The following is a 24,328-nucleotide window of genomic DNA, read 5'->3' as shown; positions in this document are numbered from 1 at the left end:
ACGGCCGGGCCGCCGTATTGTCTAAGCGTCAAACGCCCCCGGGGGCCTGTGGGCCCCTTCCTAAGGAGCCCTCATGACCGCGCCCGTCATCCACTCGCTGCGCGAACAGATCCGCGAGCACATCCTCGAGGGGATCATCAGCGGGCGCTGGCAGCCGGGTGAGCGGATCGTGGAGCGGCGGATCGCGACCGAGCTGGAGGTCAGCCAGACCCCGGTCCGGGAGGCGCTGCGGGAGCTGGAGTCGCTGCGGCTGATCGAGTCGGCGCCCAACAAGGGCGTACGGGTGCGGAACCTGACCGCCGCCGACCTGGAGGAGAGCTATCCGGTCCGGGCCGGTCTGGAGGCGATCGCGGCGGAGCTGGCGGCGGCGAGGCTGGCCGAGGACTGCTCGGCCCTGGAACCGCACGTGACCGCGCTCTACGCCGCCGACCGCAACGCGGACGGCACGGCGCAGGTGCGGCACACGGTCGCCTTCCACCGGGAGATGGTCCGGGCGGCCGGGAACTCCGTGCTGCTGCACACCTGGGAGGGGCTCGGCATCGAGGTGTTCACGGCGCTGTCGATCCGCTGGCTGGGCACGGTGCAGCAGTCGTACGCGGAGGAGCACGAGGAGCTGGTGGCCGCGTTCCGGCGCCGGGACCCGCGGATCGCGGACCTGGTGAAGGCGCACGTCCTGGGCTGCGCGCCCCGGCACGAGCGCTGATCGGGCCGCCTCCCCGGGAGCGCGCGTGACGTGACCTAGGGTGACCGACATGCCGGAACTGTCGGACACGCCTGACGGAGCGCACGGCGCACCGCCCCGAGGCCACTGGGAGCGGATCAGCCAGTCCCCCTTCCTCCCCGCCACGGTCCTGACGCTGATCGTCTCCGCGGCGGCGGGCCTGTTCGCCTGGTCGTACACCTACGCCATGGCCGACCCGACCCCGCGCTCCATCCCGATGGCGGTGGCCGGCCGGTACGAGCAGCAGCGGGGCCGGACCTTCCTCGACGGCATGGAGGCGGCGCTGAACGCCTCGGTGAAGGTACGCACGTACGCCACCATGGCCGAGGCCCGGACGGCGGTGGAGGAGCAGGAGGTCTTCGGGATCTTCGACGTGCGGGACGACGGCCGCGCCGTCGAACTCCAGCTCTCCAGCGCCTCGGGCGCCTCGGTCGCCCAGGTGCTCGCCGAGGCCGCCCCCCGGGTGGGCCGGAAGACCGGCGTCGCCGTCACCCTGCGGGACGTCAACCCGCTCCAAGAGGGCGACCCGCGCGGGCTGGCCGTCTTCTACATCTCGCTGGCGGCCGTGATCATCGGGTTCGTCGGGGCGATCCAGCTCAGCGTGCACGCCAGGGCGCTCAACCCGCTGGAGCGGATCGCGTTCACGGCGGCGTACGCGCTGCTCGGCGGGCTGGCGATCGCGACGGCGGTGGACTGGCTGCTGGGGGCGCTGGAGCTGCCGTTCCCGCAGTCCTGGCTGGTGCTGGCGCTCACGATGTTCGCCAGCGGCATGGTGTTCACGATGTTCAACACGTTGATCGGGCGCTGGGCGATGCTGCCGACGTGGGGCCTGATGGTGCTGCTGGGCAACCCGTCGTCGGGCGGCGCGGTCTCCTGGGCGCTCCTGCCCTCGCCGCTGGCGACGATCGGCCGCTGGCTGCCGCCGGGCGCCTCGGTCAACGCGCAGCACACGGCCGTCTACTTCCCGGGCCACCAGCACGCCCTGCCGTACCTGGTGCTGGCCGGGTGGGCGCTGCTGTCGTGCGCGGTCTTCCTGAACTGGTCGCACCGGCACCCCGGCGGACGGTAGCGACATTCGAGCGGGGCTCCACTCAAACGCTGCCCGACCTGCGGAAACCCTTCGAAAACAAGGCACCCGGTGCCCGCACCCAAGGCACCGGGTGCCGACTTTCTCGTTATCAAGAGATTTTCCTCCTGAACCCTTTGATCGATCATCGATCAGCGGGTTACAGTCCTCGACGGGCTCCGACCAGAGCCTCCAGCCCTGTCCTGCCAAAGACCTAGGGCCATCCCCAACCCTTGCCGATGAGGGAACCCCCTTCGACTGAGGAAGGCGGCGACATGACCGACCCCCACGCCATCCAGCCGAGCGAGCTCGACCAGCTCCCGGACCGCGACCCCGAGGAGACCGCCGAGTGGCGGGCCTCGCTGGACGCCGTCGCCAAGGCGGCCGGGCCGCACCGTGCCGCGTACCTGATGCGCCGCACGCTGGAGCGTGCCGAGGGCGCCGGCGTGGCGCTGCCGAAGCTCCTTGAGACGGACTACGTCAACACCATCCCGACCGCCGCCGAGCCCGCCGTGCCCGGTGACGAGGAGATGGAGGCCCGGATCACCGCCTGGAACCGCTGGAACGCGGCGGCCATGGTGACCCGCGGCTCGAAGTACGGCGTCGGCGGCCACATCGCCACCTTCGCCTCCGCGGCCTGGCTCTACGAGACCGGGTTCAACCACTTCTTCCACGGCAAGGAGGCCGACGGCTCCGGCGACCAGCTCTACATACAGGGCCACGCCTCCCCCGGCATCTACGCCCGCGCCTTCCTCGACGGCCGTCTGAACGAGGCGCACCTGGACAACTTCCGCCGCGAGTCGGGCGGCAACGGCCTGCCGTCGTACCCGCACCCGCGCCGACTGCCCTGGCTGTGGGAGTTCCCCACCGTCTCCATGGGCCTCGGCCCGCTGTCGGCGATCTACCAGGCGCGGTTCAACCGCTACCTCACCCACCGCGGCGTCAAGGACGTCTCCGCCTCGCACGTGTGGGCGTTCCTCGGCGACGGCGAGATGGACGAGCCGGAGTCGACGGCGGCGCTCGCGCTGGCCGCGCGGGAGGAGCTGGACAACCTCACCTTCGTCATCAACTGCAACCTCCAGCGCCTCGACGGCCCGGTCCGCGCCAACTTCAAGATCGTGCAGGAGCTGGAGGCCCAGTTCCGCGGCGCCGGGTGGAACGTCGTCAAGACGCTGTGGGGCTCCGCCTGGGACGAGCTGTTCCAGCTCGACACCACCGGCGCGCTGGTCCGCCGCCTGCGCGAGGTGCCCGACGCCCAGGTGCAGACGTACCAGACCCGGGACGCCGCCTACATCCGCCAGGACTTCTTCGGTGCCGACCCGGCGCTGGCGGAGCTGGCGAAGCTGCTGAGCGACGACAAGATCCTGGAGTGCTTCCACTTCTCGCGCGGCGGCCACGAGTCCCGCAAGGTGTACGCCGCCTACCGGGCCGCGCTCGCCCACAAGGGCGCGCCGACCGTGATCCTGGCCCAGACGGTCAAGGGCCACACCCTCGGTGCGGGCTTCGCGTCGAAGAACGCCAACCACCAGATGAAGAAGCTGACGGTGGACGAGTTCAAGGCGATGCGCGACCGCCTCGGCCTGCCGATCAGCGACGGCGACTTCGTCGACGGCGTGGTCCCCTACGGCCACCCCGGCGCCGACTCCCCCGAGGTCCGCTACCTCCAGGAGCGCCGCGCCGCCCTCGGCGGTCCGGCCCCGGCCCGCCGCGTGCACCCGGTCGGTCCGCTGCCCGCGCCCGCCGACAAGGCGTTCGCCGCGTTCGACAAGGGCTCCGGCTCCCAGAACGTGGCCACCACCATGGCCTTCGTCCGCCTGGTCAAGGACCTGGTCCGGGACAAGGAGACCGGGAAGCGCTGGGTGCCGATCGTCCCCGACGAGGCGCGCACCTTCGGCATGGAGAGCCTCTTCCCGTCCCTGGGCATCTACTCGCCCAAGGGCCAGACGTACGAGCCGGTCGACCGCGACCAGCTGATGTACTACAAGGAGGCCAAGAACGGCCAGATCCTCAACGAGGGGATCACCGAGGCCGGTTCGATGGCCGACTTCATCGCCGCTTCGACGTCGTACGCGACGCACGGCGAGGCGATGATCCCGTTCTACATCTTCTACTCGATGTTCGGCTGGCAGCGCACGGCCGACCAGATGTGGCAGCTCGGCGACCAGCTCGGCCGCGGCTTCCTGGTCGGCGCCACCGCCGGTCGCACCACCCTGACCGGTGAGGGCCTCCAGCACGCCGACGGCCACTCCCCCGTCATCGCCGCCACCAACCCGGCCGCGCTGACGTACGACCCGGCCTTCGCCTACGAGGTCGCGGCGATCGTCAAGGACGGTCTGCGCCGGATGTACGGCCAGGCGGCGCCGGGCGAGGACCCGAACGTCTTCTACTACCTGACCGTCTACAACGAGCCGCTGCCGCAGCCCGCCAAGCCCGCCGGGCTCGGCATCGACGAGGGCATCGTCAAGGGCCTGTACCGCTTCAACACCGCCGAGTCGGCGGGTCTGACCCCGGCGGCGAACGCCCCGCGGATCCAGCTCCTCGGCTCCGGTACGGCGATCCACTGGGCGCTCACCGCGCAGAAGCTGCTCGCCGAGGAGTGGGGCGTGGCCGCCGACGTGTGGTCGGCGACGTCCTGGGGCGAGCTGCGCCGGGACGCGCTGGAGGCCGACGCGGCTGGCTTGCGCGGTGAGGAGCGGGTGCCGTACGTCCGTCAGGCGCTCCAGGGCGCCGAGGGCCCGGTGCTGGCGGTCTCCGACTACATGCGCCAGGTGCCGGACCAGATCGCGCAGTGGGTCGAGCAGGACTACAGCTCGCTGGGCGCCGACGGCTTCGGTCTGTCGGACACCCGGGACGCGGCCCGACGGCACTTCGGTGTCGACGCGCAGTCCATCGTCGTGGCGGCGCTGGCGCAGCTCGCGCGGCGCGGTGAGGTGAAGGCGACGGCCGTGAAGGAGGCGCGGGAGCGCTACGGCCTGTGAGACGGCGGTGAACGGCACCGGCCCCCCGCGTACGGGGAGCCGGTGCCGTTCCTCATTCCGCGCTGGGGATGCCCAGCTCGTCGGGTTCGGGCCCGGGGTCGGGGTGGCCGCGGAGCCGGAGGATGGCCAGGGCCAGCCCGCCCCAGACGATCAGGATCGCGATGACCATCATCGTGATGGCGCCTCCGGACATCAGCGTCCCTCCTTTCCGTGTCCGCGCTTGCGTAGGTGGGCCGCCTGTTCCTCGGAGGTCTCCAGGTCCAGGTCGATCAGCCCGCCCCCGGCCGCCTTCCACGGGATCAGCGAGAGCAGCACGCCGACGAGCAGCGCGCCGATCGCCACGCTCCAGCCCGCGCCGAGCAGGAAGCCGGTGGAGTAGCCCTCGTAGTTCTCGTCGAACTCGTCGCGCAGGCTGTCGACCATCATCCAGCCCAGCACGACGGGGGTGATGACGCCGAGGCAGATCCGCCACCAGTGGCCGAGCCGGATGGCGGAGGTGGCGTCGGCGTCGCGTTGCAGCTCGGTCAGCTTGCGCATCACCCAGGCCACCCAGACGACGCCGACGAGTCCGGCGAGCGCGATGCCGTACTGGTTGATGAAGTGGTCGGAGGCGTCGAGCAGGTAGACGCCCTCGTCGGTCGGGAACAGCAGCAGGGACACCACGGCGATGGCCCCGCCGACGCTGAGCACGGCCGGGAGGCGGTGCATCCCGGTGCGGTCCTGCACGGCGGAGACCACCACCTGCACGATGGAGATCAGCGAGGACAGCCCGGCGATCACCAGCGACACGAAGAACAGGACGCCGAACACCTCGCCCAGCCACATCTCGGAGATGACGGTCGGGAAGGCCACGAAGGCCAGTCCGAGCCCGGCGGTCGCCACCTCGCTGACCGGCACGCCCGAGGACTGCGCCATGAAGCCCAGCGCCGAGAACACCCCGATGCCGGCGAGGATCTCGAAGGAGCTGTTGGCGAACCCGGCGACCATCGCGGAGCCGGTGAGGTCGGCGCGGCGGCGCAGGTAGGAGGCGTAGGTGACCATGATGCCGAAGCCGATGGAGAGCGAGAAGAAGATCTGGCCGTAGGCCGCCACCCACACGCTGCCGTCGCCGAGCTGGGACCAGTCGGGCCGGAAGAACGCGTCCAGGCCCTGGGCGGCGCCGTCCAGGGTGAGCGCCCGGATGACGAGGACGCCGAAGAACACCACCAGCAGCGGGATGAAGACCTTGTTCGCCGCCTCGATGCCGCGCCGGATGCCGAAGGCCAGGATGGCCAGGACGACCGCCCAGACGGCGATCAGCGGCCACAGCACCCCGGGCACGTAGCCGGAGACGAAGCCCGGTTTCTCCGCCGCGTCGAGGAAGTTCCCGAAGAGGAAGCCCTCCGGGTCGTCGCCCCACGCCTCGTCGACCGAGAAGCCGACGTAGCGGATGGCCCAGGCGACGATGACCGCGTAGTAGGTGGCGATCACGAAGGAGATCGCCACCTGCCACCAGCCGAGCACCTCGGCCGGGCGGGACATCTGCCGCAGCGCGGCGGGGGGCGACGTGCGGTACCTCCGGCCGATCGCGTACTCCATGATCAGCAGCGGGATGCCCGCGGTGAGCAGGGCGATCAGATAGGGGAACAGGAACGCGCCGCCGCCGTTCGCGTAGGCGACGGCGGGGAAGCGCCAGATGTTCCCGAGGCCGACGGCGGAACCGATCGCCGCCAGCAGGAACCCGGTGCGGGTGGACCACTGTTCGCGGGGTGGTGTCAGGTCGCTCGACTGTGTCGCCATGTGCCCGTCCTAGGTCGGGGACGTCCCGGGTGAACCGCTGGACCTCTGCGATGAACCGAATCCCGACGTTAACAGCGGTTCCCCGGCCACCACAGGGTGCGTACGCCCGGGCAGGTGACGGGCCCGGCACAATGGTGGTCATGCGTGCCGCCCGGCTGATCAAGATGGTGCTGCTGCTCCAGTCCCGCCCCGCCATGACCGCGGCCGAGCTGGCACGCGAGCTGGAGGTGTCCGAGCGGACCGTCACCCGCGACGCCCAGGCGCTGTCGGAGGCGGGCGTCCCGGTCTACGCCGACCGGGGACGGACCGGCGGCTACCGGCTGGTCGGCGGCTACCGCACCCGGCTCACCGGGCTGCACCGCGGTGAGGCCGAGGCGCTGTTCCTGTCCGGGGTGCCGGGGGCGCTGCGGGAGATGGGCCTGGAGGACGCGGCGTCGGCGGCCCGGCTGAAGGTGTCGGCGGCGCTGCTGCCGTCCCTGGCGGACGCCTCCCGTACGGCGGCGCAGCGGTTCCACCTGGACGCGCCGAACTGGTTCCACGAGCCGCGGACGCCGGAGCTGCTGCCGGACGTCGCCGAGGCGGTGTGGGACGACCGTCCGGTCACCGCCCGCTACCGGCGCGGGGAGCGTGAGGTGGTCCGGGAGCTGGAGCCGTACGGGCTCGTCCTGAAGGCGGGCGTGTGGTACCTGTGCGCCCGGATCACGGGGGACGTCTCCCACCGGGTCTACCGCATCGACCGGTTCACCGAGGTGCGGCCCGGCACCGGCCGCTTCGAGCGGGACCCGGACTTCGACCTGCCCGCGTTCTGGGCCGAGCGCGCCGAGCAGTTCGCCCGCTCGCTGCTGCGGGCCGCGGTCCTGGTCCGCCTCTCCCCCGTCGGCGTGCGGCGGCTGCCGCACACCGCCGACCCGGGGGCCGCCCGCGAGGCCCTGGCCGCCGCTGATCCGCCGGACGCCGACGGCTGGACCACGGTCACCCTGCCCGTGGAGTCGGAGGAGGTCGCCCACACCCAGCTCACCGCCCTGGGCCCGGAGGCGGAGGTGCTGGCCCCCGGCACGCTGCGCGCCCGGATGGCGGCGGACGCGGCGCGGTGGGCGGGGCTGTACCGGGACTGAGGGGGCCGCGCGGCCGGGTGGTAACGATCCGTCGTACTCCGCGTGCGTCGGCCCCGTCCAGGGATGATGCTGGACGCGTGATGGACGAGACGGAGTTCTGGGAGCTGGTGGACACCAGCCGCGAGGCCGCGGAGGGCGATCCGGACGAGCAGGCGGAGCTGCTGGTGGAGCGGCTCCTGCGGCTGGACCCCGAGTCGGTCCTCGACTTCGCCCGGCACTTCGAGGCGCGCTACCACCGCGCCTACCGCTGGGACCTGTGGGGCGCCGCGTGGGTGCTGCTCGACGGGGCCAGCGACGACGCGTTCGACTTCTTCCGGTGCTGGCTGATCGGCCAGGGCCGGGAGGTGTACGAGGGCGCCCTGCACGACCCGGACGCGCTCGCCGACCTGCTGGACGACTTCGACGAGGAGATCGACGGCGACGGCGAGGAGCTGGGGTACGCCGCCGACGAGGCGTACGAGCAGCTCACCGGCACCGTCGCCCCCGACCTGGGCATCCCGGCCGGTGCCGCGGAGCCCGAGGGCACGCCGGTCGACTTCGAGGACGAGGACGCGCTGGCCGGGCGGTTCCCCCGGCTGTGGGACCGGTTCAGGGAGTAGGCGCGCAGGGGGCCTTCGGCGTCGGCTGGCGCAGCGGTGCGGCGTTGGCCTGGTCGAGGGCCGAGGCGGTGACCGCGGGTGGGCCGAGGACGACCGTCAGGGCCGCGCACACCGCCCGCCAGGTGCCGCGGGGCCCGCCCCGGTCGTACCGCGTCCCGCTGTTCGGCGTCGTCCCGCTGTTCACCGTCCCCACCTCCGGTCGGCGTGCGCCTCCGACGGTGGGGAGGGTTCCCGGGCGGCGCCCGCGCGGCGGCTGCGGCCGTCCCGTGGGTCGCCGCTCCGGCCCTGGAGCCGGGCCGCCAGTTCGCGGATCTCCGGCAGCCGGGCGGCGAGGGCGGCGCCGGGGCAGCTGGTCATGTAGCCGTCGCTGTGCCCGGCGAGCGCGGGCAGGCTGGCCCGGGTGCCCGCGGCGTAGCGGCTGCCGCTGTTGCTGGAGACCAGCCGGACCCGGCTGCGCGGGTCGGTGTCGGACAGCCCGAGCTTCCAGGCGGCGACGGCGGCGATCGCGTCGGTCATCACGCGCGGTACGTCCGCTCCCGCCGTGAAGGTGCCGATGGCGGCGATGCCCGCGGTGCGGTGGTTGAAGCCCTGGGTGTGGGCGCCGGTGACGGCGCGGGCCACGCCGCCCGCGCGGCCCTCGTAGACGGTGCCGCAGCGGTCGACGAGGAAGTTGTAGCCGATGTCGTCCCAGTCCCGGGCGCCGGTCTGCCCGGCGTACAGGTCGCGGATGATGCGGGGCGTCTGGGCGCAGTCGTAGGCGTTGGGCGAGTCGGTGTGGTGGACGAAGACGGCGACCACCGTGTCGTCGTAGCGCGGGGGCGGCTGCCGTCGGGTGCCCTCCGGTGTCGCCCAGACCGAGCGGGGCCGGATGTCGGGCCGGGGCGCGCTGTGCGGAGCGGCGCGGACGACGGGGCGCCGGTCCTCCGCCGCCGCCGCGGTGACGGCGCTCTCGACGCCGTTGGCGCACAGCGCCAGCGCGGCCACGGCGGCGAGCCCCGGCAGACAGCCGAGGGCCAGCCGGGCCGGGCGGGGCAGGGCGGAGGTACGGAAGGTGCGGGGGATGCGGGGGATGCGGGGTATGCGGGGTATGCGGGGTATGCCGGTGGGGCGCGGGGCGCCGGATATGCCGTCCGGACGGCGCCGCGGCGGGCGCCGGTGGGCGGCGCGCCGCCGTCCGCTCCGCGTCCTCCGGATCCGCTGCGCGGCCCGTATCCGCTGTGCCGTGCGGATCCGCCGCGTTCTTCGCGAGACACACATGGTTTCACTGTCGGGCCGAACCGCCGCGCCCGCGATGTGTGCTGTGCCACCCGGTGGAACCATCGTCCCGGTCCGCGACGTTTTCCCGGGTACACACACTGATCGGCGGCTGATCACGGGAGCCCCGGCGCGCGTATGACAGGGCGTGGGAGGACTCCGAGAGGAAGGCGGCTCCGTGGACCTGCTCGACATCCTGTTGCTGCTGGTGGCCCTGGCGTACGCCGGGTCCGGGTACCGGCGCGGGCTGGTGGCGGGCTGTGTCTCGCTCGCCGGGTTCGTGGGCGGCGCGGTGACAGGCGTGTGGCTGCTGCCGTGGGTGATGGACCTGGTGGCGCCGGGCACCACCGCGGCGACGCTGACGGCGGTGTGCGTGGTGCTGGTCCCGGCGGTGCTGGCGCACGAGCTGGCGGGGCGGCTGGCGCTGCGCCTGCGGCGGGAGCTGGACCGGGGGCCGCTGCGGGTGGCGGACGGTGTCGGCGGGGCGGTGGCCGGTGCGGTGGCGGTGCTGGTCGTGTCGTGGGTGGCGGCGAGCGTGCTGGCGGCGTCCTCGTCGCCGCCGCTGACGTCGGCGATCCGGGACTCGCGGGTGCTGGGGGCGGTGCAGGACGCGATGCCGGACACCACTCCGGCGTGGTTCGCGCGGGCCACGTCCGCGTTGACCGAGGCGGGCTTCCCGCAGGTCTTCAACCCGTTCGAGAACGAGTCGACGGCCGAGGTGGCCCGTCCCTCCGGCGACAGCGTCACCGCCGCCGCGACCGAGGCCGCCCGCACCAGCACGGTCAAGGTGGAGGGCGTCTCCGGCACCCAGGGCCGCGAGGGCAGCGGGTTCGTGTACGCGGCGGAGCGGGTGATGACCAACGCCCATGTGGTGGCGGGCATCGACGAGCCGACCGTCCGGGTCGGCGGGGTGGGGCGGGCGTACGAGGCGCGTGTGGTGCTCTTCGACCCCGACAAGGACGTGGCCGTGCTCTACGCCCCCGGGCTCGCCGCGCCCGCGCTGGCCTTCGACGACGCCGCGGCGCGCGGGGACGCGGCGGTGGTCGCGGGCTATCCGCAGGACGGCGGCCTCGACCTCCAGGCGGCGACGGTGGCGAATCGGGTGCGGGCCAACGGGCAGAACATCTACAGCGACGACACCGTCACCCGCGAGATCTACGCCATCCGCTCCACCGTCCGCCCCGGCAACTCCGGCGGCCCGCTGCTGACCACCGACGGCCGGGTGTTCGGCGTCGTCTTCGCCCGCTCCACCTCGGACGCCGAGACGGGCTACGTGCTGACGGCCGCGGAGGTCGCCGCGGAGGCCGAGCGCGCGGCGGGGGCGACGGCGGCGGTGGACACGGGCGAGCTGATCACGTCCTGACGGGTCAGAGCAGCGGACGGCCCATCAGCACGTCGTCGACGTACGCCCCGTCGAGGTGGGACTCCCCGGGCCGCACGCCCTCCACGACGAACCCCTCCGCCGCGTACAGCGCACGCGCCGGGGCGTCGGGCCCGAGCACGCGCAGGCTGATCCGGCGGGCGCCCCGGACTCGGGCCTCCGCCACGGCGGCCCGCGGCAGCGCCCGGCCGGCGCCCCGTCCGCGTGCCTCCCGCGCCACGGCGAGGCCCTGTATCCGGCGGACGTGCGCGTTGCTGGCCAGCTCGGTGGGGCGGCCGAGGCGGACGTAGCCCACGACACGCCCGGCCCGTTCGGCGACGAAGTGGTCGGCGGGGCGCACCCGGTCGCTGGAGAAGGGCGCGCCGGGCCGCGGCCGGGGCGTGACCGCGTGCAGGGACGACCAGGTGGCGAGGTCGACCCCGGCCAGCGCCTCCTCGTCGTCGGGGTCGGCTCGGCGGACACGGGGCTCGGGCTGCGGCATGTCGGTCACCCTCCGTCCGCCGACCGGCCGCCCTACGGCGGTTTCCGGGGCTCGGGGGCGGCATGATGGCGGGGTGGACGACAACGCGGGTGACGGTGTGGAGCGGGTAAGGATCGCGGTGACCGGGGCGTCCGGTCTCATCGGCGGGGCCCTCGTGCGGTCGCTGGCCGCCGACGGGCACGAGGTGGTGCGGCTGGTGCGCCGGGCACCCCGGTCCGCCGACGAGGTCCGCTGGGACCCGGAGCGGGGGTCCGTCGACGCGGAGGGGCTCGCGGGCTGCGCCGCCGTGGTGAACCTCGCCGGTGCCGGGATCGGTGACCGCCGCTGGACCGAGGAGTACAAGCGGCGGCTGCGGGACGGCCGGGTCAACGGCACCCGGGCGCTCGCCGAGGCGCTGGCCGCCCTGGACGACGACCGCCGCCCGCGCGTGCTGCTGAACGGCAGCGCGATCGGCTACTACGGCGACACCGGTGACCGCGCGGTCGACGAGGACGCGCCCGCCGGGACGGGCTTCCTGCCGGAGCTGTGCGTGGCGTGGGAGTCGGCCGCGGCGCCCGCGCGGGAGGCGGGCGTGCGGACGGTGTTCGCCCGGACCGGTCTGGTGGTGGCCCGCCAGGGCGGGGCGTGGGGGCGGCTGTTCCCGCTGTTCCGGGCCGGGCTCGGCGGGCGGCTGGGCGACGGGCGGCAGTTCTGGTCGTTCATCGCGCTGCACGACGAGGTGGCCGCGCTACGGCACCTGCTGGCCCGCGCGGACCTCTCCGGGCCGTTCAACCTGACCGCCCCGCAGCCGCTGACGAACCGCGAGATCACGGCGGCGATGGGGCGGGTGCTGGGCCGCCCGACGGTGTTCGCGGTGCCCGCGCAGGTGCTGCGGGCCGTGCTCGGGGAGCTGTCGTCGGAGGTGCTGGGCAGTCAGCGGGTGCTGCCCGCCCGGCTGCTGGAGTCGGGGTTCACCTTCGCCTTCCCCGGCATCGAGGACGCGCTCCGGGCGGCGGCGCGCTGACGGCTCACGGTCAGGTGGGAGACGGCTCCTGGGAAGGCGGCGGACCCGTGTGACCGTATGCGACCGCCGTGCGACCGTGCCCTGGCGATGCGCGACTGCCCCGGACCGATCACGGCCCTACCCTCAAGCCGAACTCGGGTATCCCCGGAGCTTGTTGGGGGCATGACGTCTCCAGCGCCCGCCCGACCTCTAGGAGGGGCACGTGCTTGAGCCCGCGTTTCAGGCGGATGTCGTCGTCGTGGGGGCCGGGGTCGCCGGTCTGTCCGCGGCCCATCGGCTGACCCGCGCAGGAGTGAGGACCGCCGTCCTGGAAGCCGCTCCCCGGGTCGGCGGCCGGATGTCGACCGAGCAGGTCGACGGCTTCCTGCTCGACCGGGTCGGGCGGCTGCTGTCCACGTCGTACCCGGAGCTACGGCTGACCCCGGGCCTCGCCGCCCTCCCCCTGCGCGCCTTCGCCCCGGGAGCGCTGCTGCACGGCGACGGACGGCTGCGGCACACGGCCGTCCCGGCGGGCGGCGGTAGCGCACGGGGCGCATTCCAGGCGGTGCGCGCCCTCGCGAGCGCCCCCAGGGCCGTCCCAGCGCCCCGGAGCCGCTCCGGCGCCCCCAGGGTCCGTACCGGCGCCCCGCCGGGCCGCGACGGGGTCGCCAGGGCGCGTACGGGCCCCTCCCGGAGCCTGGCGGGCACCACGTTCGGTGCCACGCTCGGCGGCCCCCTGGGCGGCCCCCTCGGCAACCCGCTCGACCAGGCCCGCCTCGGGGCCGCGCTCGCCCGGCTCGCCGCCATGCCCGTCGAGCGGCTGCTGTCCCGCCCCGAACTGCCCGCCCGTCAGGCCCTCGCCGCCCGTGGGCTGCCCACCCGCACGGTCGACGGCGTCCTGCGCCCGCTGCTCGCGGCCCTGCTGTGCGACCCGGGGCTGACCACGTCCAGCCGGTGCGCGGACCTCGCGCTGCGGGCGTACGCGAGCGGGCGGCTGTGTGTGCCGGAGGGCGGCGCCGAGACGCTGCCGCGGCTGCTGGCGGCGGCACTGCCGCCGGGCACCGTGCACACCGGGGTCCGGGTCACCTCGGTGTCGACGACCTCCGTCAGCACCGCCGAGCACGGCGAGTTCCGCTGCCGGGCCGTGCTGGTGGCCACCGGCGCGCGGGCCGCCGCCGCGCTCCTGCCGGGGCTGCGGGTGCCCGGCTTCCACCCGGTGACGGTGGTCCACCACACCACCGACGAGCCGCCCGCGACCGGCGCGGCCCTGCTCCTCGACGCCGACCGCGGCGGTCCCGTCGCGCACACCGCCGTACTCAGCGCCGTGGACCCGTCCCGGGCCCCCGCGGGCCGCGCCCTGGTCTCGTCCACGGTCCTGGGCCCGCCCCCGCCGCAGGTGGACACCGCCGTACGCACCCACCTGTCCCGCCTCTACGGCACCTCCACCGCCCGCTGGGAGACGCTCGCCGTGCACCACACCGCCGAGGCCGTCCCGGCGATGCGGCCACCGCACGACCTGCGGCGCCCGGTACGGCTGCTGGCGGGCCTGTACGTGTGCGGCGACCACCGGGACACCAGCACCGTCCAGGGCGCCCTGCACTCCGGCTACCGGGCCTCGGCCGCGATCCTGGCGGACCTGGGCGCGGCCGGTTCGCTGCACCGGGCGGACCCGGCGCCCGCGGCCCGCCCGACGGCGCCCCCGGCGCCCACCACACCAACGGCACCCCCGACCACGCCGGCGGCGGCCTGACCCGGGGCGGGCCGGACGGACCGCCACCCGCCCGACGAGGCCCGGCCCACACGCCTCCGGGGCCCCGCGCGTCGTCCGCCGGGGCCCACCCCCGGCGGACGACGCGCGGCGCCGGGGGCGGGCGCCGGGTGGCGGCTCAGCCGAGGGCCGCCACCCGGTCCCGGTACCCCCGGACCGGCGCGGCGTCCTTGTACGGCTCCAGCTTCCGTTCGAACTCCCGGACGTACTCCAGCGCCCGCACCGACCGCATCTCCGCCGCCTGTCCGGCCGCCTCGGCGCCGAGCTGGCACGCCTGGTCCAGCTCCCCGAGGCCGAGCCGGGCGGTGGCCAGCACCACCCGGCAGAACAGCCTGCTGCGGGCGTAGGCGGGCGCCCGCAGCTGCAACGACCGCTCCGCGTGCTGCGCCGCCGCCCGGTACTGCTGGAGGTCCCGGTGGCAGTGCCCGAACTCGTCGGCGAGCTGCGCCTCGTCGAAGGACCGCGCCCAGTGCGGCGCCTCGTCGCCGGGCCGCGCGCCCTCCAGCGCGCGCTCGGCGCGCACCAGGGACGCCGTGCACGCCCGTACCTCCCCGAGCACGCCGTGCCCGCGCGCCTCGGCGGCGTGCAGCAGCGCCTGCACCAACGGTGGCCCGGAGGTCCCGACGCCCTGCTGGGCCACCCGCGCGAGCTGGATGGCCTCCCGCCCGTGCCCGAGGTACACGGCCTGCCTGCTCATGGTGACCAGCACGTACGAGCCGTAGGCCCGGTCCGCGGCGGCCTGCGCGAGCCGCAGCGCCTGCACGAAGTAGCGCTGCGCGAGCCCGTGCGCCGCGATGTCGTACGACGTCCAGCCCGCGAGCCGGGTGAGGTCGGCGGCGGCGGCGAACAGGCGGCGGCCGGTCTGTTCGCCGTAGGTGCCGCGCAGCATCGGCTCGCACTCGTGCTCCAGGTAGCGCACCAGGGCCTGCCGGGCGTGGCCGCCGCCGTAGGCGTCGTCCAGGGTGCGGAACAGCTCGCCCACCGAGCGCAGCGCGGCGATGTCGCCGCCGGTCACGCGCTGGCCGGGGCCGCGCTCGGTCCGGCTGCCGCGCTGCCGGGGCACCGGGGGCAGTCCGGGCACCGGCATCCGGCTGCCGGGGCGGGCCTGGGCGGGCACCCGGGGGGCGGCGGGCTCCCCGCGGGCGACCTTCTCGTCGGGCCGCCCGATCAGCCAGTCCCGGCTGGGCACGACGAGCCCGGCCGCGGTGAACGCGACCTTGCGGAGTTCGGCGTGGGTGCCGGAGTCCTTGCGCCACAGCCCGCTGACGATGTCGACGGCCTCCTCGGGGGTGGCGGCGAACTCCAGCCCGGCGTAGACCGGGGCGCAGGCGTCGAGCCCGAGGTCCTGCGCGGTCAGCCGACGCCCGAGGCGCCGGGTGAAGACCTCGGCGATGAGCGCCGGGGTGGTCCCGCGGGGCTGCTGTCCGCGCAGCCAGCGGGTGACGGAGGTCTTGTCGTATCTGAGATCGAGCCCGTGTTCCAGGCCGAGCTGGTCCACGCGACGGGCGAGACCTGCGTTGGAGAACCCCGCTTCTGCGATGAGCGCGGCGAGCTGGCGGTTGGGGGTGCGCTGCGCGGGTCGTTCCGTCATCTGCGGTGCGGTCTCCTGCCTTCCAGGCATCTGAAGTGCCCGGATTGCCTGTGAGCAGCCCTTATGGCCTCATGAACGGCGCGAATGTAGCGGAGAGTAAGCGGCTGATCGCACACTTCGACGTTCATTCATCCGATCGTGTGAGGATTGCCCGCAGAGCTGACGCCCGGGGACGAGTCGTACAGTGGCGTGGGCGCGTTTCATGCCTGTCGAACGAGGGAGGCGCTTGCCGTGAGTGGATTGCGGTTCGTCCGCATGGGGTTCGGCGCGGACGCCGTCGAGTACGTCGAGGCGTGGGAGGAGCAGCGCCGGGTGCACGCGGCCCGGTTCGCCGACGAGGTCCCCGACACCGTGCTGCTCCTGGAGCACCCGCCGGTCTACACCGCGGGCCGCCGCACCGCCGACAGCGAACGCCCCCTGGACGGCACCCCGGTCGTCGACGTGGACCGCGGCGGCAAGATCACCTGGCACGGCCCCGGCCAGCTGGTGGGCTACCCCATCCAGAAGCTGCCCCGCCCGGTCGACGTGGTCGCGCACGTCCGGCGCCTGGAGGAGGCCCTGATCCGCACCTGCGCGGAGTTCGGCCTGGAGACCACCCGAGTCGAGGGCCGCAGCGGCGTCTGGGTCCTCGGCGACCCGGTGGAGGCCCGCCCCGCGCTCGGCGGGCTCGCCCTGGACTTCGACCCCCGGCTGACCGACGAGGAGTTCGACCCGCGCCTCGACGGACCCGAGTACGCCCCGTCCAACGCGGGCCAGCGGCGCGAGGACCGCAAGATCGCGGCCATCGGCATCCGGGTCGCCAAGGGCGTGACGATGCACGGCTTCGCCCTCAACGTGAACCCCGACAACGTCTGGTTCGACCGCATCATCCCGTGCGGCATCCGCGACGCGGGCGTCACGTCCCTCGCGGCCGAGCTGGGCCGCGACGTCACGGTGCCCGAGGTCGCCCCGGTCGTCGAGCGCCACCTGAGGGACGTACTGGAGAACGCGGACCTCAGGCCGCGCGAGATCGAGAAGGCACCGGCGGCCTGAGACAGGCCTCCGGCTTTCGAAACCACGGGCGTACCCTGAAGAACGCCGAAGAATCAATCGCTAGGGAGCCGGTCGTGTCCGCAGTCACCCCCGACGGACGCAAGATGCTGCGCCTGGAGGTCCGCAACAGCCAGACCCCCATCGAGCGCAAGCCCGAGTGGATCAAGACCCGGGCGAAAATGGGCCCCGAGTACACCCGGATGCAGAGCCTGGTGAAGAGCGAGGGCCTGCACACGGTCTGCCAGGAAGCCGGCTGCCCCAACATCTACGAGTGCTGGGAGGACCGCGAGGCGACGTTCCTCATCGGCGGCGACCAGTGCACCCGGCGATGCGACTTCTGCCAGATCGACACCGGCAAGCCCGAGGCGCTCGACCGCGACGAGCCGCGCCGCGTCGGCGAGTCCGTGGTCACCATGGACCTGAACTACGCCACCATCACCGGTGTCGCCCGCGACGACCTGGAGGACGGCGGCGCCTGGCTGTACGCCGAGACGGTCCGCCAGATCCACCAGCAGACCGCCGACCGCGAGGGCGGCCGGACCAAGGTCGAACTGCTGGCCCCCGACTTCAACGCGGTCCCCGAACTGCTGGCCGAGGTCTTCGCCTCCCGCCCCGAGGTCTTCGCACACAACGTCGAGACCGTCCCGCGGATCTTCAAGCGCATCCGCCCGGGCTTCCGCTACGACCGCTCGCTGAAGGTCCTCACCGACGCCCGCGACCACGGACTCGTCACCAAGTCGAACCTGATCCTCGGCATGGGCGAGACCCGCGAGGAGGTCAGCGAGGCGCTGACGCAGCTGCACGACGCCGGGTGCGAGCTGGTCACCATCACGCAGTACCTGCGCCCCTCCGTGCGCCACCACCCGGTGGCGCGCTGGGTCAAGCCGCAGGAGTTCGTGGAGCTGAAGGAGGAGGCCGAGCAGATCGGCTTCTCCGGCGTGATGTCCGGCCCGCTGGTCCGCTCCTCGTACCGCGCCGGTCGCCTGTACCAGATGGCGGTCGAGAAGCGCGGCGCGTTCGTCGCGACCCAGGCCGTCTGACACCCCCTCACGCGGCCTCGGGGCCACCGGAGTACGACACGCGTGTGAATTCGCGCACAAGCGACTACTTCCCAGTAGCGGCCGATATGACGCGGTTCCGACCGTCCTCGCAGATGAGGGCGCCGGTCGGGACCGCGTCGGCGTTCCGACCCGCCCCATCAGGGCTTCATGGGTGTTTGACCGGTCAGTCACGCCCTGGTAACACCGAACAGTGACGCTGGCCTCACGCCACGTGCACCCATAGCCAGAGCCCCGTACCACCCCGCACCAGCAGAGCCCCGTACCACCAGAGCCCGTACCGAGGGGACCCCCATCATGCAGGCCGCGCCCGTCCGTGCCACAGCGATCCCGTCGCTCACCGAAGCGCTGCGCGCAGTCGAGTCACTGCTCATGAGCGGCGGCCAGCGCACCGCCCGCCGCAACGCCTGGACGTCCGTCCTGGAGGACCGCCGTCGGGCCAAGGACCGCGTGGAGGCCGAACGGCTCCTGGAACAGGCCCTGGCCGCCCGCTCCTCCTGACCCCCGCCGCCCCCGCGCGGGGCACCGCCGTCGTCGGCACCGTCAGGGGCACGTAGACTTCGTGGCATGGCGAGGAAGGAACCCGCAGCGGACGCTGCGAACCCCGGGCGACTGAAGCAGATCGCTCTGACCTACAAGATGACCCGCAAGGCCGACAAGAAGATCGGTCTTGTACTCGCGGCTGTCGGAATCGTCACCTTCGGTGTCTTCCTCGCGATCGGCTTCTTGATCGGGCACCCCATCTATCTCGGCATCCTGGGCCTGCTGCTCGCCTTCCTCGCGACGGCGATCGTCTTCGGGCGCCGGGCCGAGCGGGCCGCCTTCGGGCAGATGGAGGGCCAGCCAGGCGCCGCGGCGGCCGTGCTGGACAACATCGGCCGGGGCTGGTCCACGACCCCCGCGGTGGCGATGAACCGCAGCCAGGACGTGGTGCACCGGGCCGTCGGCAAGCCCGGCATCGTGCTGGTCGCCGAGGGCAACCCGAACCGGGTCAAGAGCCTCCTGGCCGCGGAGAAGAAGAAGATGAACCGCATCGTCGCGGACGTCCCGGTGCACGACCTGATCGTGGGCAACGGCGAGGGCATGGTCGAGCTGAAGAAGCTCCGCACCACCATGCTGAAGCTGCCCCGGGTGCTCAGCGGCCCGCAGATCACCGCCACCAACGACCGGCTGCGCGCCCTGGGCGACCTGATGAGCAACATGCCGCTGCCGAAGGGTCCGATGCCGAAGGGGATGCGGATGCCGAGGGGCGGCCCCAAGTCCCGCTGACCCGCCAGCTACGACGAGGGGGCGCCCGGTGAGTACCGGGCGCCCCCTCGTCGTAGCTGCTCGTGGGTGTCTACATCCGCACCTCGACCGTGCGGGCCAGCCGGTCGTGGAGACCGCGGCCGTCGCGGTCCCAGATCAGGGCGGGCACGGCGAGGCAGAGCAGGGCCGAGCGCAGCAGGGCGCGCGGCGGGCGGACCAGGCCGGTGTCGAGGGAGATCACCCGCAGCCCGAAGAGCCGCTTGCCCGGGGTGGAGCCGATGGTGCCGACGGTGAGGGTGCTCAGCACGAAGAAGACCAGCAGCGCCCAGTTGCCGGTCGCCTGCCGGTAGCCGTCCGTGATGAGGCCGTATGCGATCAAGAGGCTCACGCCCCAGTCGACGGCGACGGCCGCGAGACGGCGCCCCGGTCCCGCGATGGACCCCGGTCCGGTCTCCGGCAGCCCCAGCCGCTCGCCCCGGTATCCGAAGTCGGCACCGGCTTCCTCCAAGGCCGCGCGGGGCCCGGAGAGCCATGATCCGATTGCTCGCCTCTTGTCCACGCGTACACGGTACTGAACGCGTGCGCGAGCGGAACACGGCGGGTGCCGGGCTCAGCGGGGCGGACTACGGTGGAAGCGGGCCGGTTAACTTGTGCGAAACAAATGGGTCACGCCCGAGAAATCACGCGTCCCTAGGGTCGAGGTCAGCGTGTGCCACCGCACTGGCCGCACAACGAACTACCACCCCGGCGGGACGGTCGGGAGTAGGAGGAGCTGGATGTTCCAGAACGCCGACGAGGCCAAGAAGTTCATCGCGGACGAGGACGTCAAGTTCATCGACGTCCGTTTCTGCGACCTCCCGGGCGTCATGCAGCACTTCACGGTGCCCGCTGAGGCGTTCGACCCGACCGAGGAACTGGCCTTCGACGGCTCCTCGATCCGGGGCTTCCAGGCCATTCACGAGTCCGACATGGCGCTCCGCGCCGACCTGACCACCGCCCGCGTCGACCCGTTCCGCCGGGACAAGACGCTGAACATCAACTTCTTCATCCACGACCCGATCACCGGCGAGCAGTACAGCCGTGACCCGCGGAACGTGGCGAAGAAGGCGGAGGCGTACCTGGCGTCGACGGGCATCGCCGACACGGCGTACTTCGGCCCGGAGGCGGAGTTCTACGTCTTCGACAGCGTGCGCTTCGCCACCTCGTCGAACGAGTCCTTCTACCACATCGACTCCGAGGCGGGCGCCTGGAACACCGGCGCGCTGGAGGACAACCGCGGCTACAAGGTCCGCTACAAGGGCGGCTACTTCCCGGTCCCGCCGGTCGACCACTTCGCCGACCTGCGCGCCGAGATCAGCCTGGAGCTGGAGCGGTCCGGTCTGAAGGTCGAGCGCCAGCACCACGAGGTGGGCACCGCCGGTCAGGCCGAGATCAACTACAAGTTCAACACGCTGCTCGCCGCGGCCGACGACCTCCAGCTCTTCAAGTACATCGTGAAGAACGTGGCCTGGCGCAACGGCAAGACCGCGACCTTCATGCCGAAGCCGATCTTCGGTGACAACGGCTCGGGGATGCACGTCCACCAGTCGCTGTGGAGCAACGGCGACCCGCTGTTCTACGACGAGCAGGGCTACGCGGGTCTGTCGGACACCGCCCGCTTCTACATCGGCGGCATCCTCAGGCACGCCCCGTCGCTGCTGGCCTTCACCAACCCGACGGTGAACTCGTACCACCGCCTGGTGCCGGGCTTCGAGGCCCCGGTGAACCTGGTCTACTCGCAGCGCAACCGCTCCGCCGCGATGCGGATCCCGATCACGGGCTCGAACCCGAAGGCCAAGCGCGTCGAGTTCCGCGCGCCCGACTCCTCCGGCAACCCGTACCTGGCCTTCTCGGCCCTGCTGCTCGCGGGTCTGGACGGCATCAAGAACAAGATCGAGCCCGCCGAGCCGATCGACAAGGACCTCTACGAGCTGGCCCCCGAGGAGCACGCGGGCGTCCCGCAGGTCCCGACCTCGCTCCCGGCCGTCCTCGACTCCCTTGAGGCCGACCACGAGTTCCTGCTCCAGGGCGACGTGTTCACCCCGGACCTGATCGAGACCTGGATCGACTACAAGCGCACCAACGAGATCGCCCCGCTCCAGCTCCGCCCGCACCCGCACGAGTTCGAGCTGTACTTCGACGTGTGATCGGCACCCTGAGGGGCGTCACCCGGGTTCCCGGGCGGCGCCCCTCAGGCGTTTCCAGGGGGTGGCTCCCGGTCAGCGCGCGGACGAGGGATCCTGGTAGGGGAACGACGAAGTGTCGAGGAGGGCGAACGGGGATGACCGAGCAGGGGGACTCCGAACGGGAGTTCGACATCAAGTGGGCCGACGCGGCCGAGTACAAGGAGCCCTCGGCCCGGGCCCGGATGCTCGCCGAACGCTGGAAGCACGACCCGCCGGGCCCCGTCCCGTTCCGCCCGGACCCGGACGGCCGCGTCCACGGCCGCCGCGTCCACGGCCGCCGCCTCCACGGCCGCCGCCTCCACGGCCGCCGCCTCCACGGACGCGGACGCGGACGCATACGTGGACGCCGCGTACGGGGCGAGGGGTCGCCGTGGCTCTCGGTGGTGATCGTCTTCGGCTTCATGGCCGGGGTGATCCTGCTGCTGGGGTACGCGGACTTCCGGGGGTAATTGCCGCGACCGGGGAGCCCCGCGGGACCCAGCCTTCCGGTGAACGGGCTGTTCTGCGGGGAGCGCGCCGACGCCGTCCCGCTGTGGCCGCTGCTCGGTCACCCCGAGGGCCGGGTGCGGGCCGCCGCCGTGGCGGGGTCGCGGGTGCTGGACGTCACGGACGCACGGCGGCTGCTGCCGCTGCTGGACGACCCCGTGCCCTCGGTCGTACGGGAGGCGGAGCGGCTGCTGGACTGGGCCGGGCGGACCCTGCGGTGGTGGAGCGTCGGCGGGCGCTGAGAGAAGTGGTGTGTGGTTCTTTGCCCCGTTGCGTTCGGGTGGGTGCACACTGGCAGTGGAGTGCGTGGGCATGTCCAGGTCTGCGGGGTGGTGCACATGCGCAGTCGCTTCCAAAGTGACCGGCGGTTGACCTTCCGGATGGGGGTCACGCTGTTCCTGCTGGGGTTGTTGTACGTGGCGTTCATCGCCGCGTTGCTGGTGCTGCTGAAGTCGTGGGTGCTGGTCGTGGTGGTCGCGGCGGGGCTGCTGGGTGCGCAGTACTGGTTCTCCGACCGGATCGCGCTGTACGCGATGCGGGGGCGGGTGGTGGAGCGGGAGGAGTATCCCGAGCTGCACGCGGTGGTGGACCGGCTGAGCGCGATGGCGGACATGCCGAAGCCGGTGGTGGCCGTCTCGGGGATGGACATGCCGAACGCGTTCGCCACCGGGCGGAACGCCGAGCACGCGGTGGTCTGTGTGACCGACGGGCTGCTGCGGCGGCTGGATCCGGTGGAGCTGGAGGGGGTGCTGGCGCACGAGCTGTCGCACGTGGCGCACCGGGACGTCGCCGTGATCACGGTCGCGTCCTTCCTCGGGGTGATCGCCGGGCTGATCGTCCGGTTCGCGTTCTACTCGCAGCTGTTCGGCGGCGGACGGCGGGACCAGAACACCGCGGTCGTGTTCATGACCGTGATGGGGGTCTCCGCGGCCGTCTACGCGATCAGTTTTCTGCTGATCCGGGCGCTGTCCCGGTACCGGGAGCTGGCGGCGGACCGGGCGGCGGCGCAGCTCACCGGCCGCCCCTCGGCGCTGGCCGCCGCGCTGACCAAGGTCACCGGGGACATCGCGCGGATCCCGACGAAGGACCTGCGGACGGCGCAGGCCTTCAACGCCTTCTACTTCACCCCCGCCCTCGGCCGGGATCCGGGCATCGCCCGTCTGTTCTCCACCCACCCCACCCTGGAGGAACGGCTGGAGCAGCTCGGCCGGATGTCGGCGGAGCTGGGTGAGGGGACGGGGACGGGACGGTGACATGGGGCGGCTGATGGACATCCTGCTGGGCCGTACCAGGCCGGTCGCGCCCGATCTCGACCGGCTCTTCGCGCTGCCCTCCGCCGCGGTGACCCTCCAGGCCGCGGCCTCCCTCACCCCCACCGGGCAGGGCGCGGTCTGCTTCGCCACGGTGGAGGGCGCCGCCTTCGAGCAGGTCCACCGCGAGGTGCGGGCCCTGCTGGACGCGGACGCCGACCGCCGGGGCGCGCCGGTGGAGCTGGAGCGGGACGACTACGGCTACTCCTGGCTGGTCTCCCGCCGCTCCCCCGACGAGCTGCCGCAGCTCGTCAACGACCTGCATGCCGTGAACAGCTCCATGGAGGCCAACGGCTTCGGCCCCCAACTGCTCTGCTCCCTCGTGGGGTTCCAGGACAGCGGCGGCGACCGCCGTCTCGCCCTGGTCTACCTCTACAAACGGGGCACGTTCTACCCCTTCGCACCGCTGCCCGGAGGCTCCGGGCAGCGGCAACGCGACAACGCGCTGGAACTCCAGGCGAAGGCCGCCCTCGCGGACGACCTGCGCGTCGAACAGGACCTCGGCCGCTGGTTCCCCCTCTGGGGCGCCCCCGGCCTGTGACCGTCACCGGCCGGTACGCTCCCGCTGCTGACGACGCGACTCGAACGGCCGCTCCCTGCGGTACCGCCGTTCCCAGCGCGCCTGCCGGTCACGCCGCTCGCGGTACGCCTGGTACGTGCCGGGCGTTCCGCCCGCAGGCGGCGGTCCCGCCTTGGCGTCCTTGCTCCGCCCGTGCTTCAGGTACACGTGGAGCAACGCCGCCGCGCCGAGCCAGTACACGTGGTTCCCGATTCCCAGGACGCCCAGGACGGCCGCCCCCGACAACAGAACTGCGTTCACCACTGGCCTCCCCCTGAGATGAGTTGGGCGATGGGTGACCCTGAGGGTGGCGCTGGGGGCATGGAATGGCGCGGCCCTGTTTCTGCGTCCGCACGGGCGTGGACGGCGGGGGCGGGTCGTTGTCAGGGGTGGGCGGGAGGATGGCGGATCGTCTGGCGTGTGCTCGACCGGTTGTTGGGCGTCGGCCGGGGCGCCGAGACCGCGATCGCCGCGGAGGGGGAACGGCTCCGGGCCTGGGTGGGCGGGACCAGGGTCACGCCGCGGTTCCGGACGCCGCTGGAGCGGGAGCTGACGGCACCGTAGGGCCGCCGGGTGCCCGCCCCCACGCTGCGGGGCGGGCGAAGATGCGCCGGTCGAGATCGCCCTCCATCGCGTTCCTCCCTGCCCGGACGGCCAGGGGCGGGGTTCGCCCACCCCTGGCGTGGCCGGTGCGT

At 73.1% G+C, this 24,328-nt stretch carries 25 protein-coding genes and 1 pseudogene; 18 read left to right on the top strand and 8 right to left on the bottom strand.

Annotated elements, in window-relative coordinates:
• The first annotated feature begins 73 nt into the window (after positions 1 to 73).
• The 3 genes from ABZ659_RS24085 to aceE all read left to right on the top strand — a co-directional run bounded on the left by ABZ659_RS24085 (position 74) and on the right by aceE (position 4,765).
• Complete coding sequence (locus tag ABZ659_RS24085) at positions 74 to 703, top strand: GntR family transcriptional regulator (protein ID WP_360223692.1); 630 nt, start codon at positions 74 to 76, stop codon at positions 701 to 703.
• A 49-nt stretch (positions 704 to 752) separates the two neighbouring features.
• The gene (locus tag ABZ659_RS24080) at positions 753 to 1,790 is read left to right on the top strand and encodes an ABC transporter permease (RefSeq protein WP_360223691.1); all 1,038 of its coding nucleotides are present in this window, start codon (positions 753 to 755) and stop codon (positions 1,788 to 1,790) included.
• A 272-nt stretch (positions 1,791 to 2,062) separates the two neighbouring features.
• Positions 2,063 to 4,765 carry a pyruvate dehydrogenase (acetyl-transferring), homodimeric type gene (aceE, locus tag ABZ659_RS24075; RefSeq protein WP_360223689.1) on the top strand — a complete coding sequence of 901 codons (2,703 nt, stop codon included), beginning with the start codon at positions 2,063 to 2,065 and terminating at the stop codon, positions 4,763 to 4,765.
• A 52-nt stretch (positions 4,766 to 4,817) separates the two neighbouring features.
• Here aceE and ABZ659_RS24070 read toward each other — a convergent pair whose 3' ends face one another.
• Both ABZ659_RS24070 and ABZ659_RS24065 read right to left on the bottom strand, forming a co-directional pair.
• On the bottom strand, positions 4,818 to 4,958 hold the full coding sequence (locus ABZ659_RS24070) for a methionine/alanine import family NSS transporter small subunit (protein ID WP_360223687.1): 141 nt from the start codon (positions 4,956 to 4,958) through the stop codon (positions 4,818 to 4,820).
• Positions 4,958 to 6,544, bottom strand: a complete 1,587-nt coding sequence (locus tag ABZ659_RS24065; protein WP_360223685.1) for a sodium-dependent transporter — start codon at positions 6,542 to 6,544, stop codon at positions 4,958 to 4,960. Before ABZ659_RS24065 ends, ABZ659_RS24070 begins: the two co-directional genes overlap by 1 nt.
• 140 nt (positions 6,545 to 6,684) lie before the next feature.
• Between ABZ659_RS24065 and ABZ659_RS24060 the strand changes: the two genes are divergently transcribed.
• Both ABZ659_RS24060 and ABZ659_RS24055 read left to right on the top strand, forming a co-directional pair.
• Positions 6,685 to 7,659: a WYL domain-containing protein gene (locus tag ABZ659_RS24060; RefSeq protein WP_360223683.1), complete on the top strand. Its 975-nt coding sequence runs from the start codon at positions 6,685 to 6,687 to the stop codon at positions 7,657 to 7,659.
• 80 nt (positions 7,660 to 7,739) lie between these two features.
• Entirely contained in the window at positions 7,740 to 8,258 is a 519-nt protein-coding gene (locus ABZ659_RS24055) for a DUF4240 domain-containing protein (RefSeq protein ID WP_360223850.1), read from the top strand.
• On the opposite strand, the gene ABZ659_RS24050 is transcribed toward ABZ659_RS24055, so the two are convergent.
• On the bottom strand, positions 8,248 to 8,442 hold the full coding sequence (locus ABZ659_RS24050) for a hypothetical protein (protein ID WP_360223681.1): 195 nt from the start codon (positions 8,440 to 8,442) through the stop codon (positions 8,248 to 8,250). The two genes, ABZ659_RS24055 and ABZ659_RS24050, sit on opposite strands and share 11 nt — an antisense overlap.
• The gene (locus ABZ659_RS24045; RefSeq protein WP_360223848.1) at positions 8,439 to 9,293 is read right to left on the bottom strand and encodes a peptidoglycan recognition protein; all 855 of its coding nucleotides are present in this window, start codon (positions 9,291 to 9,293) and stop codon (positions 8,439 to 8,441) included. The genes ABZ659_RS24050 and ABZ659_RS24045 overlap by 4 nt, the downstream gene beginning before the upstream one ends.
• A gap of 397 nt (positions 9,294 to 9,690) precedes the next feature.
• Between ABZ659_RS24045 and ABZ659_RS24040 the strand changes: the two genes are divergently transcribed.
• Positions 9,691 to 10,875, top strand: a complete 1,185-nt coding sequence (locus tag ABZ659_RS24040; RefSeq protein ID WP_360223679.1) for a MarP family serine protease — start codon at positions 9,691 to 9,693, stop codon at positions 10,873 to 10,875.
• Positions 10,876 to 10,879: 4 nt separating this feature from the next.
• Here ABZ659_RS24040 and ABZ659_RS24035 read toward each other — a convergent pair whose 3' ends face one another.
• Positions 10,880 to 11,374, bottom strand: coding sequence for a GNAT family N-acetyltransferase (locus ABZ659_RS24035; protein WP_360223677.1), 495 nt, complete (start codon positions 11,372 to 11,374; stop codon positions 10,880 to 10,882).
• A gap of 97 nt (positions 11,375 to 11,471) precedes the next feature.
• Here ABZ659_RS24035 and ABZ659_RS24030 point away from each other — a divergent pair, with 97 nt between their 5' ends.
• A complete protein-coding gene (locus ABZ659_RS24030; RefSeq protein WP_360223846.1) occupies positions 11,472 to 12,377 on the top strand; it encodes a TIGR01777 family oxidoreductase in 906 nt (301 codons plus the stop codon).
• A gap of 202 nt (positions 12,378 to 12,579) precedes the next feature.
• Positions 12,580 to 14,106 (top strand): NAD(P)/FAD-dependent oxidoreductase, encoded by a 1,527-nt coding sequence (locus ABZ659_RS24025; protein ID WP_360223675.1) that lies wholly within the window; start codon positions 12,580 to 12,582, stop codon positions 14,104 to 14,106.
• Positions 14,107 to 14,242: 136 nt separating this feature from the next.
• Here ABZ659_RS24025 and ABZ659_RS24020 read toward each other — a convergent pair whose 3' ends face one another.
• Positions 14,243 to 15,715 (bottom strand): regulator, encoded by a 1,473-nt coding sequence (locus tag ABZ659_RS24020; protein ID WP_360223673.1) that lies wholly within the window; start codon positions 15,713 to 15,715, stop codon positions 14,243 to 14,245.
• A 231-nt stretch (positions 15,716 to 15,946) separates the two neighbouring features.
• Between ABZ659_RS24020 and lipB the strand changes: the two genes are divergently transcribed.
• From lipB to ABZ659_RS24000, 4 genes are all read left to right on the top strand, one after another.
• The gene (lipB, locus tag ABZ659_RS24015; RefSeq protein ID WP_360223671.1) at positions 15,947 to 16,747 is read left to right on the top strand and encodes a lipoyl(octanoyl) transferase LipB; all 801 of its coding nucleotides are present in this window, start codon (positions 15,947 to 15,949) and stop codon (positions 16,745 to 16,747) included.
• A gap of 74 nt (positions 16,748 to 16,821) precedes the next feature.
• Complete coding sequence (lipA, locus tag ABZ659_RS24010) at positions 16,822 to 17,787, top strand: lipoyl synthase (protein ID WP_360223669.1); 966 nt, start codon at positions 16,822 to 16,824, stop codon at positions 17,785 to 17,787.
• Positions 17,788 to 18,102: 315 nt separating this feature from the next.
• The gene (locus tag ABZ659_RS24005; RefSeq protein WP_360223667.1) at positions 18,103 to 18,306 is read left to right on the top strand and encodes a hypothetical protein; all 204 of its coding nucleotides are present in this window, start codon (positions 18,103 to 18,105) and stop codon (positions 18,304 to 18,306) included.
• A 66-nt stretch (positions 18,307 to 18,372) separates the two neighbouring features.
• Positions 18,373 to 19,074: a DUF4191 domain-containing protein gene (locus ABZ659_RS24000; RefSeq protein ID WP_360223665.1), complete on the top strand. Its 702-nt coding sequence runs from the start codon at positions 18,373 to 18,375 to the stop codon at positions 19,072 to 19,074.
• A 70-nt stretch (positions 19,075 to 19,144) separates the two neighbouring features.
• Here ABZ659_RS24000 and ABZ659_RS23995 read toward each other — a convergent pair whose 3' ends face one another.
• Positions 19,145 to 19,612: an RDD family protein gene (locus ABZ659_RS23995; protein ID WP_360223663.1), complete on the bottom strand. Its 468-nt coding sequence runs from the start codon at positions 19,610 to 19,612 to the stop codon at positions 19,145 to 19,147.
• 217 nt (positions 19,613 to 19,829) lie between these two features.
• Between ABZ659_RS23995 and glnA the strand changes: the two genes are divergently transcribed.
• The 5 genes from glnA to ABZ659_RS23970 all read left to right on the top strand — a co-directional run bounded on the left by glnA (position 19,830) and on the right by ABZ659_RS23970 (position 23,615).
• A complete protein-coding gene (glnA, locus tag ABZ659_RS23990) occupies positions 19,830 to 21,239 on the top strand; it encodes a type I glutamate--ammonia ligase (RefSeq protein WP_360223661.1) in 1,410 nt (469 codons plus the stop codon).
• Between the two features lie 134 nt (positions 21,240 to 21,373).
• Entirely contained in the window at positions 21,374 to 21,727 is a 354-nt protein-coding gene (locus ABZ659_RS23985; RefSeq protein ID WP_360223659.1) for a hypothetical protein, read from the top strand.
• Positions 21,728 to 21,766: 39 nt separating this feature from the next.
• Entirely contained in the window at positions 21,767 to 22,006 is a 240-nt protein-coding gene (locus ABZ659_RS23980; RefSeq protein ID WP_360223862.1) for a hypothetical protein, read from the top strand.
• 96 nt (positions 22,007 to 22,102) lie between these two features.
• Positions 22,103 to 23,017, top strand: a complete 915-nt coding sequence (gene htpX / locus ABZ659_RS23975) for a zinc metalloprotease HtpX (protein WP_360223657.1) — start codon at positions 22,103 to 22,105, stop codon at positions 23,015 to 23,017.
• A 1-nt stretch (position 23,018) separates the two neighbouring features.
• The gene (locus ABZ659_RS23970; RefSeq protein ID WP_360223655.1) at positions 23,019 to 23,615 is read left to right on the top strand and encodes a hypothetical protein; all 597 of its coding nucleotides are present in this window, start codon (positions 23,019 to 23,021) and stop codon (positions 23,613 to 23,615) included.
• Positions 23,616 to 23,618: 3 nt separating this feature from the next.
• Here ABZ659_RS23970 and ABZ659_RS23965 read toward each other — a convergent pair whose 3' ends face one another.
• On the bottom strand, positions 23,619 to 23,894 hold the full coding sequence (locus tag ABZ659_RS23965) for a hypothetical protein (RefSeq protein ID WP_360223653.1): 276 nt from the start codon (positions 23,892 to 23,894) through the stop codon (positions 23,619 to 23,621).
• A gap of 147 nt (positions 23,895 to 24,041) precedes the next feature.
• On the opposite strand from ABZ659_RS23965, the pseudogene ABZ659_RS23960 reads away from it, so the two are divergent.
• Positions 24,042 to 24,197: pseudogene (locus tag ABZ659_RS23960) on the top strand (winged helix DNA-binding domain-containing protein); the annotation flags it as partial.
• Positions 24,198 to 24,328 lie beyond the last annotated feature (131 nt).

This window comes from Streptomyces sp. NPDC006997, assembly GCF_040635175.1.
In the GTDB taxonomy this organism is placed as follows: Bacteria; Actinomycetota; Actinomycetes; order Streptomycetales; family Streptomycetaceae; genus Streptomyces.
Note: the sequence above shows the minus strand (reverse complement) of the source record. Positions and strands in the feature narration are given on the sequence as shown.

Excerpts from the sequence above, each read along its gene's own strand:
- ABZ659_RS24085 (WP_360223692.1), top strand. The coding sequence starts at position 74 with ATGACCGCGCCCGTCATCCACTCGCTGCGCGAACAGATCCGCGAGCAC.
- ABZ659_RS24080 (WP_360223691.1), top strand. The coding sequence starts at position 753 with ATGCCGGAACTGTCGGACACGCCTGACGGAGCGCACGGCGCACCGCCC.
- aceE (WP_360223689.1), top strand. The coding sequence starts at position 2,063 with ATGACCGACCCCCACGCCATCCAGCCGAGCGAGCTCGACCAGCTCCCG.
- ABZ659_RS24070 (WP_360223687.1), bottom strand. The coding sequence starts at position 4,958 with ATGTCCGGAGGCGCCATCACGATGATGGTCATCGCGATCCTGATCGTC.
- ABZ659_RS24065 (WP_360223685.1), bottom strand. The coding sequence starts at position 6,544 with ATGGCGACACAGTCGAGCGACCTGACACCACCCCGCGAACAGTGGTCC.
- ABZ659_RS24060 (WP_360223683.1), top strand. The coding sequence starts at position 6,685 with ATGCGTGCCGCCCGGCTGATCAAGATGGTGCTGCTGCTCCAGTCCCGC.
- ABZ659_RS24055 (WP_360223850.1), top strand. The coding sequence starts at position 7,740 with ATGGACGAGACGGAGTTCTGGGAGCTGGTGGACACCAGCCGCGAGGCC.
- ABZ659_RS24035 (WP_360223677.1), bottom strand. The coding sequence starts at position 11,374 with ATGCCGCAGCCCGAGCCCCGTGTCCGCCGAGCCGACCCCGACGACGAG.
- ABZ659_RS24020 (WP_360223673.1), bottom strand. The coding sequence starts at position 15,715 with ATGACGGAACGACCCGCGCAGCGCACCCCCAACCGCCAGCTCGCCGCG.
- ABZ659_RS24005 (WP_360223667.1), top strand. The coding sequence starts at position 18,103 with ATGCAGGCCGCGCCCGTCCGTGCCACAGCGATCCCGTCGCTCACCGAA.
- ABZ659_RS24000 (WP_360223665.1), top strand. The coding sequence starts at position 18,373 with ATGGCGAGGAAGGAACCCGCAGCGGACGCTGCGAACCCCGGGCGACTG.
- glnA (WP_360223661.1), top strand. The coding sequence starts at position 19,830 with ATGTTCCAGAACGCCGACGAGGCCAAGAAGTTCATCGCGGACGAGGAC.
- ABZ659_RS23985 (WP_360223659.1), top strand. The coding sequence starts at position 21,374 with ATGACCGAGCAGGGGGACTCCGAACGGGAGTTCGACATCAAGTGGGCC.
- htpX (WP_360223657.1), top strand. The coding sequence starts at position 22,103 with ATGCGCAGTCGCTTCCAAAGTGACCGGCGGTTGACCTTCCGGATGGGG.
- ABZ659_RS23970 (WP_360223655.1), top strand. The coding sequence starts at position 23,019 with ATGGGGCGGCTGATGGACATCCTGCTGGGCCGTACCAGGCCGGTCGCG.